Annotated in this window: 8 protein-coding genes; 2 read left to right on the top strand and 6 right to left on the bottom strand. The window is 41.6% G+C overall.

Features of this window, described 5'->3' with window-relative positions; translation table 11 throughout:
* Positions 1–113: 113 nt before the first annotated feature.
* A complete protein-coding gene (locus AC30SF_RS03645) occupies positions 114–278 on the top strand; it encodes a hypothetical protein (RefSeq protein WP_489607584.1) in 165 nt (54 codons plus the stop codon).
* Complete coding sequence (locus AC30SF_RS03640; RefSeq protein ID WP_489608308.1) at positions 211–5,199, top strand: DEAD/DEAH box helicase; 4,989 nt, start codon at positions 211–213, stop codon at positions 5,197–5,199. The genes AC30SF_RS03645 and AC30SF_RS03640 overlap by 68 nt, the downstream gene beginning before the upstream one ends.
* 663 nt (positions 5,200–5,862) lie before the next feature.
* Here AC30SF_RS03640 and pgi read toward each other — a convergent pair.
* The 6 genes from pgi to lolD form a co-directional block, all read right to left on the bottom strand.
* Entirely contained in the window at positions 5,863–7,512 is a 1,650-nt protein-coding gene (gene pgi / locus AC30SF_RS03635; RefSeq protein ID WP_489607583.1) for a glucose-6-phosphate isomerase, read from the bottom strand.
* A 16-nt stretch (positions 7,513–7,528) separates the two neighbouring features.
* The gene (gene alr, locus AC30SF_RS03630; protein ID WP_489608307.1) at positions 7,529–8,605 is read right to left on the bottom strand and encodes an alanine racemase; all 1,077 of its coding nucleotides are present in this window, start codon (positions 8,603–8,605) and stop codon (positions 7,529–7,531) included.
* A gap of 30 nt (positions 8,606–8,635) precedes the next feature.
* Complete coding sequence (locus tag AC30SF_RS03625) at positions 8,636–10,042, bottom strand: replicative DNA helicase (RefSeq protein ID WP_489607582.1); 1,407 nt, start codon at positions 10,040–10,042, stop codon at positions 8,636–8,638.
* A 145-nt stretch (positions 10,043–10,187) separates the two neighbouring features.
* Positions 10,188–11,270, bottom strand: coding sequence for a 3-deoxy-7-phosphoheptulonate synthase AroG (gene aroG / locus AC30SF_RS03620; protein ID WP_489607581.1), 1,083 nt, complete (start codon positions 11,268–11,270; stop codon positions 10,188–10,190).
* A 102-nt stretch (positions 11,271–11,372) separates the two neighbouring features.
* Positions 11,373–12,623: a lipoprotein-releasing ABC transporter permease subunit LolE gene (gene lolE, locus AC30SF_RS03615; RefSeq protein ID WP_489607580.1), complete on the bottom strand. Its 1,251-nt coding sequence runs from the start codon at positions 12,621–12,623 to the stop codon at positions 11,373–11,375.
* Positions 12,623–13,309, bottom strand: coding sequence for a lipoprotein-releasing ABC transporter ATP-binding protein LolD (gene lolD / locus AC30SF_RS03610; protein WP_489607579.1), 687 nt, complete (start codon positions 13,307–13,309; stop codon positions 12,623–12,625). The genes lolE and lolD overlap by 1 nt, the downstream gene beginning before the upstream one ends.
* Position 13,310: the final 1 nt, after the last annotated feature.

Below are 13,310 nucleotides of genomic sequence, written 5' to 3'. Positions count from 1 at the left end.
CTAATCGACACTTTAAACCTTACATAAGTTCCTCATTTTTAAAATTGTTATTTACATAATACTTAAGTAAAATTTCAGAATTTTATTTATCATCACTCATCTAAGGTTTTACTATGGCAATCAGCAATCAGCAATCAGCAATCAGCAATCAGCAATCAGCAATCAGCAATCAGCAATCAGCAATCAGCAATCAGCAATCAGCAATCAGCAATCAGCAATCAGCAATCAGCAATCAGCAATCAGCAATCAGCAATCAGCAATCAGCAAGGATTATCTAAACTTCTAGCTGACTTTCAACAACATTCCCTTTCCGAGCGTGAAAAAGGCACCTATTTTGAGGATTTAATTCAGCTGTATTTACAAAATGAACCTTTTTACAGCGTTTACTATAAAGAAGTTCTTACTTTTAAAGATTGGATTGAAAAATACTACCCCAACCTCCCTTCTAATGATACTGGTATTGACCTTGTTGCTGTTACTCACGATGGTGAAAATCACGCCATTCAATGTAAAAACTACGCTCAAGATCATCGCATTAGCAAAGCAGATATTGATAGTTTCTTTACTGCTTCAGGCAAAAGCTATTTCCAACATCGGATTATTGTTGCCACCACCGACCATTGGACAGAAAACGCTTATGCTTCACTCTCTAACCAAAATCCACCTGTTACGGTCATAAATCGCTCTGACTTAGAACACAGTGCAATTGACTGGGAGAATTTTGCCTTCCAAAAAGAAATCCCACTAAAACCGAAAAAATCGCTACGTGAACATCAAAAGAGTGCCTTATCTGCCGTGCGCAATGGTTTAAAAAATGCAGATAGAGGTAAACTCATTATGGCATGCGGCACGGGAAAAACCTTTACCTCCTTAAAAATTGCCGAAAATATCGCAGGTAATGGCAAAAAAGTGCTTTTCTTAGTGCCAAGCCTTGCTTTACTTTCTCAAAGTTTAACTGAATGGACACAAGAATCTGAATATCCATTACATTGCTTTGCCGTTTGTTCCGATAGCGATGTAGGGAAACAAGGAAAAGTAAAAAATGAAGATGATCGTGTACAACAGCTTAATCATGAATTGCAATACCCTGCCACAACGAACGCAAAATCACTAATAAAAGCAGTGAATGCACAAAGCCGTGACTTAGCCATGACGGTCGTATTTTCTACTTATCATTCCATTGATGTGATTCACCAGGCTCAGCAACAAGGCTTAGGCGAATTTGATCTCATCATCTGTGATGAAGCTCACCGAACAACAGGGGCGAGTTTTGACGATAAAGAAGAATCTGCATTCGTTCGCGTACATAACAACGATTACATTAAAGCCCAAAAACGCCTTTATATGACGGCAACACCGCGTATTTATACTGAAGACGCCAAGAAAACCGAAGGTGTCACCGTTTACTCAATGGACGATGAAACTAAATTCGGGCAAGACCTTTACACCATCAGCTTTTCAAGTGCAGTTAAACAAAATCTATTAGTTGATTACAAAGTGCTCGTTTTAGCCGTAGAAGAAAGCCATATTCACCAACGCTTAGAAAAACTCTTTGAAGGCACAGAAATTCAAGTCGATGATGCGGCAAAAATTGTCGGCTGTTGGAAAGCTTTGTCTAAATACGGCATTATGGACGAATTAGGCGATGAAGAACCAATGAAAAGAGCGGTTGCTTTTTGCCAAGTAATTGAAAAAGAATATAAAGGAAAAACTCACAAAGTTAGCTCCAAAAATATTGCTGAGATTTTTAGTAATGTGGTTGATGCTTACCAGAAACAAGAAATTGCAGCATTAGAAGAACAAAATCCTGATTTCAGACCTGATAATTCATTGTTGCTTAAGTGTGAAGCGGAACATGTAGATGGCGGAATGAATGCCAGTGAAAAATCATCCAAAATCGAATGGTTAAAAGCAGAACAGAAAGACAACACTTGCCGTATTCTTTCGAATGTTCGTTGTTTATCTGAAGGTGTGGATGTACCCGCCTTGGATGCCGTTTTATTCCTAACACCGAGAAGCTCACAAGTTGATGTAGTGCAATCTGTCGGACGTGTAATGCGTAATGCTCCCGGTAAAAAACGTGGTTATGTCATTTTACCTGTCGTCATTCCTGCTGGTATAGAACCTGATAAGGCTCTTGAGAAAAATGAAAACTACAAAGTGGTTTGGCAAGTGCTCAACGCTCTACGCGCACACGACGACCGTTTTGATGCAATGATTAACAAAATGGAATTTGATGGAGCAGCAAAAGATAAAATTGAAGTCATTTCTGTTGTTAGCCAAGTTTTAGCGAAGCAAAAACAAAAACCAACGAAAGTGAAGAAAGCATCAGGTAAAGGTGAAAAAAACATTGGTAACCGTGACAACAGTTCCTTTAATGGTGAAACTCAGCTTGAAATGGAATTTGAAATTGGTGAAATCGAACGAGCTTTAATTGCCAAAATTGTAAAAAAATGTGGAAGACGAGATTACTGGGCTGAATGGGGAGAAAGTGTTGCTAAAATTGCCAACACCCATATAGCACGTATTAGCAGCATTTTAAACAATCCTGAAAACACCCAAGAGCGTGAGATTTTTAATAAGTTTACCAATGAATTGCGAGATGACTTAAACGGTGCTCTTACCGATAATGAAGTGATCGAAATGTTAGCACAACATTTAATTACGAAACCTGTTTTTGATGCTCTTTTTGCCAATGAAAACTTTACTCTGCACAATCCAATGTCAATAGCGATGCAAGATGTCGTCCGCTTGTTAGAAGAAAAAAATCTTGAGGTTGAAAATAAACCACTACGAGATTTTTATGAAGAAACCAAAATTCGAATTGGTGGAATCAGTTCTATTGAAAATAAACAGGAAATTATCCGCACTCTTTATGATAACTTCTTCACCAAAGCCTTCCCGAAAATGGCAGAGCGTTTAGGCATTGTTTACACACCAGTGGAAGTAGTTGATTTTATTATCCGCTCAGTAGAAGATGTGTTGAATAACGAATTTAATGCCAGCCTTGCCGATAAAGGGGTACAAATCATCGATCCGTTTACAGGTACAGGAACATTCATCACCAGATTACTTCAAAGCGGTATTATTCCACCGGAAAAATTACCGTTGAAGTATCACGAAATTCACGCCAATGAAATCGTGCTACTCGCCTATTACATCGCAGCAATTAACATAGAATCGGTCTATCACGCCTTGCTTGCTGAACATTCTGTAAACACGCAAGAAAATTCTACTGATTACCAGCCATTTGAAGGTATTTGCTTAACAGACACCTTCCAAATGTATGAAAAAGAAGATTTGGTAGACGAAATTCTGCAAGTCAATAGTGACCGTCGAAAACGTCAAAAAGCGTTGGATATTCAAGTAATCATTGGAAATCCGCCGTATTCAGCTGGGCAAGAATCCGCTAATGATAATAATGCTAATATTGCTTATCAGCATTTAGATCAACGTATTGAAGAAAGTTATGATAAATATTCAACAGCCAATTTAACCATTTCATTATATGATAGTTATATTCGTGCAATTCGCTGGGCTTCAGATCGTATAGAAAACAATGGTGTGATTGGTTTTGTTACCAATGGCGGTTATTTAGAAAGTAACTCCGCCGATGGTTTACGCAAATGTTTAGCCGAAGAATTTAGCTCACTCTATATTTTCCATTTACGTGGTAATCAACGTACTTCTGGCGAACGTTCACGTAAGGAAGGTGGAAAAATTTTTGGTTCTGGGAGCCGTGCACCTATTGCTATTTCTATTTTAGTGAAAAATCCAAATGAGGAGAAACACGGGAAAATTTATTTCCACGATATTGGTGATTATCTTAACCGTGAGCAAAAACTCGAAATAATCGAAAATTTTCAAAGTGTTAACGGTATTTCTGCACAAAATGGTTGGGTGCAAATTATTCCTGACCAATTCAATGATTGGCTTAATCAACGTGATCCTAATTTTGATACTTATCTTTCTATTGGTGATAAAAAAGATAAAAACTCATCTGTAATTTTTGAAAATTATTCTTCTGGAGTAAAAACAAATCGAGATGCGTGGTGCTACAATTTATCTAAACAAAGCTTAGAAAAAAATATTTCATCAATGGTTGAGTTTTATAACCAACAAGTTCGTCATTTTCTAGCTAGGAAAGAAGATGAAGATAATTTAAAAGCAAATGATTTTATAGATTTAGATGCTAAAAAGATTAGTTGGTCTGGTGATTTAATTGCTCAATTAGAAAGAGGTAATAAGGCATTATTTGACGATAAAAACATAAGATTTAGCTTATACAGACCTTATCATAAACAATATCTCTATTTTGATAGAATGTTAAATAATAGCATTTACCAAATTCCGCAATTGTTTCCTGAAAATAACTCAAAAAACAAAGTAATCTGTCTAACCGTTACTGGAGGAAAAGGATTTTCAACAATAATGACAGATATTACACCAGATCTGCATTTAATTGGTGATAGTCAATGCTTCCCTCTCTATCTCTATGAAAAAGAGGAAAACAGCGAAAACTACCAACGCCGCGATGCAATTACAGATGAAGCACTTACACATTTTAAAGCGGCTTATCCGAATGAGGATTTTGATAAGGAAGATATGTTCTACTATATCTACGGCTTACTGCATAGCGAGGAATATCGTGAAAAATATGCGGACAACCTAAGTAAACAGTTGCCACGCATTCCTTGCGTAAAAAGTACGGTAGATTTTTGGGCGTTTTCACAAGCGGGACGTGAGTTGGCGGAATTACACTTAAATTACGAAAGCGTGCCGATGTATCAAGACGTGCTATTTAAAGGTGGATTAAAATTACTGGGCGACCAAATCAGCGGCGGCGTAGGCGAAGATTTCTATGTAGAAAAAATGAAATTCGGCAAGAAAACCGATGAAGAAACAGGCAAAAAAGTCGATGACAAAACCACTATTATTTACAACAGCCAATTTACGCTTACCAATATTCCTGAAGAAGCCTACGATTATGTAATCAATGGCAAACCAGCGTTGGAGTGGGTCATGGAGCGCCAATCAGTGAAAACTGATAAAGCTAGTGGAATCGTTAATGATGCCAACGACTGGGCAATTGAAACAATGAACAATCCTCGCTATTCAATGGAATTGTTCTTACGAGTAGTGACGGTAAGTTTAGAAACGATGCGAATTGTGAGAGCATTGCCGAAATTGGAGATTTAATTACACAGAACAAAGTGCGGTGAAATTTCACCGCACTTTTTTTGTCATTCCACATCCAGAATCGTAGCGTGCAACTTGTTGCACGACCAAACTACGCACGGAACGTTATTTACCCCTTTCGGGCATTCACGATTTCGTGCAACAAGTTGCACGCTACGCATGGAATCTGAATTACACATCGAAGTTAATCATTCGTGCAACACGTTGCATGTTACGCATTAAACCGTGAATTACGCATTAAGGTTTATCTTCCTATAACAACAAAGTGCGGTGATATTTCACCGCACTTTGTTGTCATTCCAAATCTAGCATCGTAGCGTGCAACTTGTTGCACGACCAAACCACGCACGGAACGTTATTTACCCCTTTCGGGCATTCACGATTTCGTGCAACAAGTTGCACGCTACGCATGAAATCATGAATTAAGCATCGAGGTTAATCATTCGTGCAACAGGTTGCACGTTACACACGAAACCGTGAATTACACATCGAAGTTAATCATTCGTACAACAAGTTGCACGCTATGCATGACATCGTGAATTACGCATTAAGGTTTATCTTCCTATAACAAAAAAAGGTGCGGTGAAATTTCACCGCACTTTTTTTGTCATTCCACATCTAGTGCCTCCCATTATTCCCAATGAAAGGCACTCAATGGAGAGCTTAACGCCAAGCTTTGAATTGATTAATCAAGCCGTTGGTTGAACTGTCGTGGCTTTCCACTTTCTCGTTGTTCACCAATTCCGGCAGAATTCGGTTGGCAAGTTGTTTACCTAGTTCCACGCCCCATTGGTCAAAGCTGTAAATGTTGAACAACACGCCTTGTACGAAAATTTTGTGTTCGTACATGGCAATCAACGCGCCTAAACTAAACGGTGTGATTTTTTGTAACAAAATGGAGTTGGTCGGTTTGTTACCGGTGAAAACTTTAAACGGTACGATGTCTTTCACGTCTGCCAAGGTTTTGCCTGCATTCAAGAATTCGGCTTCCACTTGTTCTTTGGTTTTACCAAATGCCAACGCTTCGGTTTGGGCAAAGAAGTTGGAAAGCAATTTGTTGTGATGATCAGACAACGGATTGTGGCTTTGCGCCGGTGCAATGAAATCACAAGGAATTAATGTGGTGCCTTGGTGAATCAATTGATAAAACGCGTGCTGACCGTTCGTGCCCGGTTCACCCCAAATAATTGGACCGGTTTGATAATCATGAATCACCTTGCCATTGCGATCAACGTACTTTCCGTTGGATTCCATATTGCCTTGTTGGAAGTAGGCGGCAAAACGGTGTAAATATTGGTCGTACGGTAAAATCGCTTCCGTTTGTGCGCCCAAGAAGTTGGTGTTCCACAAGCCCACTAAAGCCAGCGTTGTCGGAATATTTTGTGCTAACGGCGCATGGCGGAAATGTTTATCCATTTCATGGGCACCGCTTAATAACGCTTCAAAGTTTTCAAAGCCGATAGAAAGTGCAATAGACAAACCAATAGCAGACCATAAAGAATAACGACCGCCAACCCAATCCCAGAATTCAAACATATTGTTGGTATCAATGCCGAATTCTGCGACCGCTTTTGCATTGGTTGAAAGCGCTGCAAAGTGTTTTGCCACATGGGCAGGATCTTTTGCTACGGCGAGGAACCAATCACGAGCAGATAGCGCATTCGTCATGGTTTCTTGGGTGGTGAACGTTTTGGACGCCACTAAAATTAAAGTGGTTTCCGGATTCACTTTTTTCAGTGTTTCCGCGATGTGTGTACCGTCCACGTTAGACACAAAATGCATGGTTAAATGATTTTTATACGGGCGCAAAGCTTCGGTAACCATGTAAGGGCCAAGATCGGAACCGCCGATACCGATATTGATCACATCAGTAATGGCTTTGCCGGTATAACCTTTCCATTCACCGGAAATCACACGTTCACAGAACGATTTCATTTTGGCGAGCACGGCATTGACTTCCGGCATCACATCTTTGCCATCCACGAAAACCGGCGTATTGGAACGGTTACGAAGTGCAGTATGTAATACGGCACGATTTTCCGTACGATTGATTTTCTCGCCGTTGAACATGGCTTCTTTGGCTTGCGTTAAACCACACTCTTCAGTGAGTTGACGCAATAAACCAAGGGTTTCTTGAGTCAGGTTATTTTTGGAAAAATCGACCAAAATCTCGTTGTTAAAAGTTAATGAATAGTTGGCGAAACGATCTTTTTCTTGCGCAAATAAATCTTGAATCGTTGTATTCTTACGTTGCGCATGATGTTGGGTTAACGCTTTCCATGCGTTCGTTTGGGTTGGATTGATATTTTGCATAAGCACTCCTTTCAATTTAATCAATGTATTCGGTTAATACACGCGGGGTTAATTTGGTGATTAATTCATAACTGATAACGCCCGTAATTTCTGCTATTTCTTCAATCGGTAATTCTTTCCCCCACAAGATCACTTCATCACCGACCTTGTCTTGACTGTCTGCGCCCAGATCCACAGTGAGCATATCCATGGACACTTTGCCCACAATCGGCACGCGGCGACCATTCAAGTAAACCGGTGTTCCTTGTGGTACATCGCGCGGATAACCATCACCATAACCAATCGCCACTACACCGATTTTCGTGTCTTTTTCACTTGTCCAAACCCCGCCGTATCCCACCGGTTCACCTTTTTTATGTTCGCGCACGGCGATTAAAGAGGAGGTTAAATTCATCACCGGCGTTAAACCGTATTCTTTACCCGCTGTATTATTCGGTGAAATGCCGTACATAATAATGCCCGGACGAATCCAGTCTAAATGCGCATCCTGCCAGAATAAAATACCGCCGGAAGCAGATATACTTCGTTCACCGGATTTACCTTCCGTTGCCTGTAAAAAGCGGCTTAATTGTTTTTCTGTGTAACCGCACTCTAGCTCATCAGCACGGCTGAAATGGCTGACAAAGCCAATATTCGGATCAACACACGGAAGCGATTTGAGTTTTTGATAAAAGTTGTCCACCTCATCCAAATGCACGCCCAATCGGTGCATTCCCGTATCAATTTTCAACCACACTTTCACCGGATTAGGCGTTTGGGCTTCTTCAAGAGCCTCTAACTGTTCTTGGCTATGCACGACAGTTTGAATGTTATTAACGGCTAAAATCGGTAGGTCTTTGGAAGAGAAAAAACCTTCTAACAGCAAAATTGGTTTGGTAATGCCATTGGAGCGTAATTTTAGTGCTTCTTCTAAACGCGCCACGCCAAAGCAATCCACCAGACTTTCGACCGCTGAAGACACAAACACGACACCGTGTCCGTAAGCATTGGCTTTTACCACCGCAATAATTTTACTGTTTGGGGCTTTTTGTTTAATGGTTTGAATATTGTGTTTTAACGCAACAGAACTGATTTTGGCTGTTGCAGGTTTCATGTGCATTTTTTATCTCTTTTACTCTGTTATCTAATATTCGTCATCATAATGATGATGTTCTGCTAAGTTATCAAAACGGGAAAAATTGCCCTGGAATGCCAACTTCACCCGTCCAATCGGCCCGTTACGCTGTTTACCGATAATAATTTCCGCAATGCCTTTTTCTTCTGACTCGCGGTTATACACTTCGTCACGATAAATAAACATAATCAAGTCCGCATCCTGCTCAATAGAGCCTGATTCCCGCAAGTCTGAGTTGACCGGGCGTTTATCCTGACGGTTTTCCAAGGTACGGTTTAATTGTGACAGGGCGATCACCGGCACTTCTAATTCTTTTGCTAATGCTTTTAAAGAACGAGAAATTTCTGCAATTTCTAAGGTACGATTTTCAGAAAAAGCCGGGGCACGCATTAATTGAAGGTAGTCCACCATGATTAAACTTAAGCCGTTATTTTCACGATAAACCCGTCTGGCACGGGAACGTAACTCCGTCGGCGTTAAACCGGAAGAATCGTCAATAAACAAATTCGGTTTTTTCGCAAGCATCCCCATGGTGCTGGAAATTTTTGCCCAATCGTTATCATCCAAGCCCTGACCGGTACGAATTTTCGTTTGATCCACGCGTGAAAGTGACGCCAAGCTACGCATCATAATTTGCTCCGCCGGCATCTCTAAACTGAACACCAATACGGGTTTATCGCTGCCTAACGCCGCATTTTCACACAGGTTCATGGCAAAGGTGGTTTTCCCCATGGAAGGACGCGCCGCCACAATAATCAGGTCGGATTTTTGCAAACCTGCCGTTTTCTTATCTAAATCTTTGAAACCGGTGGAAACGCCGGTAACACCGGAATGATCTTTAATTTGACTAAGTTGTTCGATTTTATTGATGGTGTTTTCCAGAATGGAAATGATATTTTGAGGGCCTTCAGTACCGGATGCGCGCTTCTCAGCAATGGCAAAGACTTCTCGCTCCGCCTCATCCAGCAAATGTTTCACATCCTGCCCTTTCGGAGAATAGCTGTTTTGCGCAATTTTGTTCCCAACGGAAATCAACTCGCGCATGATCGCCTTTTCTCGCACCACATTAGCATAAGCTACCACGTTGGCAGCACTCGGCGTGTTATTAGAAAGCTCCGCCAAATAAGCAAAACCGCCCACCTGTTCGATGACTTCGCGACTTTTTAGTGCCTGTTCTAAGGTAATTAAATCCACCGGCGATTGCTGGACAATCAGCTTTTCCATTTCCTCAAAAATCAGACGATGTTCAAAGCGGTAAAAATCCTCTTTCACCACATTTTCAGCCACATCATCCCAATACATGTTGTTCAGCAAAATACTGCCCAACACAGCTTGTTCAGCTTCGATAGAATGAGGAGGAATATTCAAATTGGTGGTGTTTTGGTCTTTCGCAGGAGGAGAATTCTTAGACGCCATTATTGCCTCAGTGGATAAAAACAAGTCCCTATATGATATACCAAATCCGGGGTTGGTTTAACTTAAAAGTCAAAAAAAGTGCGGTGGAAATTCGCTCTGAAAATCCACCGCACTTTTGTTTGAAATGAACGGATGAAAAGAAAGATCAGCCGTTTAATTTGCGTTTTGCCGCCACCGCATCGGATAACTCTTGTAAGACTTTTTCACTGTCTTCCCAACCGATACAGCTGTCGGTAATGCTTTGGCCGTAAGTTAAGGGTTTGCCTTCCACCAAATCTTGACGCCCTTCCACCAAATGGCTTTCAATCATCACACCAAAAATTTTATTAGATCCTGCGGCAATTTGACGTGCCACTTCACGGCTCACATCCAATTGTTTTTTGAATTGTTTGCAGCTGTTGGCATGGCTGAAATCCACCATGACATGGGCTCTATAACCTGCTTTGGCAAGTTCATCGCACACCTCGACAACATCTTGTTCGCTGTAATTTGGGCCATTGTCGCCACCGCGTAAAATAATATGGCAGTCTTCGTTACCTTTCGTGGAAACGATAGCAGAATGACCAAACTTCGTGACAGACAAAAAATGATGTGGTGCTTCTGCGGCACCAATCGCATCTAAGGCAATTTTTACGCCACCGTTGGTCGCATTTTTAAAGCCAACGGCACAAGATAAACCGGAAGCCAATTCACGATGCACTTGGGATTCGGTGGTTCTCGCCCCAATCGCGCCCCAGCTCATGAAATCCGCTAAATATTGCGGCGTGATCATGTCCAAAAACTCCCCTGCCGTCGGCACCGCTAAATCGTTAATATCAGACAATAATTTACGCGCCATACGCAAACCGTCGTTCAACGCATAGGTATTATTTAAGTATGGGTCATTAATGAGGCCTTTCCAGCCCACCGTAGTACGTGGTTTTTCAAAATACACGCGCATAATAATTTGTAAGGTATCTTGGTATTTTTCGCGCATTAATTTAATGCGTTTCGCATATTCTAATGCGGCTTTGGGATCGTGAATGGAACAAGGCCCGATCACCACAAGTAAACGATCATCTTCACCATGAATAATTTTATGCGCTTCGTGACGGGCATTTTCCACGGTTTTCACCGCAACGCTGCTTGCCGGATATTTTTCTAGCAAGGCAATCGGAGGTAATACCTGTTCAATTTTGCCAATTCGCGTATCGTCATTTTCAATGGAAATATCGTTTTTTGTGTTCATTTTTCACTCACTTATCTTCATAAAAATCCAAAATATCCGAGAAAGTGGTATTACTCTACCACTGCAATTTGTACTAGTAAACTAGTTTATTTAATTTCTTTTTTAATAACCGCTTAATACCTGTGCCGGTTCCAATTTTGCCGCACGATTTGCCGGATAAAGGCTGGCAAATAAACTGAGAATTAACGCAGAAAGCAACACCAGCAACACATCTTGCCAATGGAGTTCGGTTGGCAGGAAGTCCACGAAATAAATGCCGTCGGATAATAATTTTCTACCGATAATACCTTCTAGCCCCTGTATAAGTGCGGTCAAATTTAAGGCCAAAATCACGCCCAACACAATGCCAATCAGACAGCCTTTCATGCCCGCCTGCAAGCCATACCAAATAAAAATACGCTTAATAAACCCATTATTCGCCCCAAGGGTACGCATGATGGCAATGTCGCCCGCTTTATCTTTCACCGCCATGATGAGCGTGGACACGATATTAAAACACGCCACCCCAATCACCAGCACCATGGCAATATACATCACCGTGCGAATCAGCTGAATATCGCGATACATATAGCCGAATTTACTGATCCAGTTTTGCAGATAGAGCATCTGCGGGTAATCTTGCAACATGGAATAATCAAGGGTTTGAATGTTAAACGGATCGGCGGTTTTCAATTCTACTCCGCTCACCTGTTCCGCTTGATAATTCATCAACTGCTGCGCCTGCGCCAAGGGCATCAAGGCATAGCTATGATCCAGCTGTCCATCTAAACGCAAAATGCCGGTTACTTGAATCCGTTCACGCAACGGCTGCTTCAAATTTTCCGAGCCTGTCTGTTGTGAAATTAACAAGGAAACCCAATCCCCTTCTTGCACATCCAAATCCCTTGCAATACCGGAACCCAGCACCAAACCGCCATGTTGCGCAAAATTTTGCCATCCTTGATTTAACACAAAACGCCCAAGGGAACTCACTTGATCCTGCAATGCCGTTTCCACGCCTTTAATTTGCACTACTTTTAATTTCGCGCCGTTTTCCACAAGAGCGGTAAAACTGACAAAAGGCGAAACGCCAATGATTTGCGGATTTTGTTTCAACTTAGCGGCAAGATGTTGCCAATGATCGATCGGTGCATTGCTTTGCCCGTTGGCAGAGGAAATTTCCGCATGTGGCACGACCGCCAAAATCCGTTGATTGAGCTCGCGTTCAAAGCCGTTCATGGCGCTTAAGCCGATAATTAACACCGCCACGCCCAAGGCAATGCCCATGCTGGAAAAAAATGAAATTAGCGACACTAAACGGTTTTTATGCTTACTGCGTTGATAGCGCCAACTAATAAAAAATGGCGTATTCATCAGGCAGTTTCCTCGCATAACACACCGTCTTGCATAATTAAACGGCGATTCAATTTTTCCGCCAAATTCAAGTCATGGGTCACCAATAAGAACGCAATCTGTTTTTCTTGGTTAAGCTGTTGAATCAACTCAAAAATGCTTTCCGTGGTTTTGTGGTCCAAATTCCCGGTAGGTTCGTCCGCCAATACCAATGCCGGATTATTCACCAACGCACGGGCAATCGCCACACGTTGGCGTTCTCCGCCGGATAGCGCAGACGGGCGATGTGAAATTCTGTGCTGTAAACCGACCGCACTTAAGATCTGTTCGGCGCGATCCTGCGCTTCTGTTTTATTTTGTTGCCCAATAAGCATCGGCATCATCACGTTCTCAAGTGCGGTAAAATCTGCCATTAAATGATGAAACTGATACACAAACCCTAAATATTGATTGCGCAACTTCGCCAAGGCGTTCGGGCTCATTTGTTGCAACGATTGCCCTTTAATAAACACTTCACCGCTGCTAGGTTGATCCAAGCCGCCCAAGGTGTGCAGCAACGTACTTTTGCCCGAACCTGAACTGCCCACAATCGCGACCAACTCACTCGGTTGCATAGAAAAAGACACCTGTTTTAGCACTTCCGTTTGTTGGGTGCCTTCTTGGTAAAATTTACTCACATTTTGGCAAGATAATAATGCTGTATTCATT

It is taken from the genome of Aggregatibacter valvarum, from assembly GCF_980468985.1.
Note: the sequence above shows the minus strand (reverse complement) of the source record. Positions and strands in the feature narration are given on the sequence as shown.

Bases quoted from the DNA above. Each gene is read 5' to 3' on its own strand.
- lolD (WP_489607579.1), bottom strand. From the start codon at position 13,309: ATGAATACAGCATTATTATCTTGCCAAAATGTGAGTAAATTTTACCAA.
- pgi (WP_489607583.1), bottom strand. From the start codon at position 7,512: ATGCAAAATATCAATCCAACCCAAACGAACGCATGGAAAGCGTTAACC.
- AC30SF_RS03625 (WP_489607582.1), bottom strand. From the start codon at position 10,042: ATGGCGTCTAAGAATTCTCCTCCTGCGAAAGACCAAAACACCACCAAT.
- AC30SF_RS03645 (WP_489607584.1), top strand. From the start codon at position 114: ATGGCAATCAGCAATCAGCAATCAGCAATCAGCAATCAGCAATCAGCA.
- aroG (WP_489607581.1), bottom strand. From the start codon at position 11,270: ATGAACACAAAAAACGATATTTCCATTGAAAATGACGATACGCGAATT.
- lolE (WP_489607580.1), bottom strand. From the start codon at position 12,623: ATGAATACGCCATTTTTTATTAGTTGGCGCTATCAACGCAGTAAGCAT.
- alr (WP_489608307.1), bottom strand. From the start codon at position 8,605: ATGAAACCTGCAACAGCCAAAATCAGTTCTGTTGCGTTAAAACACAAT.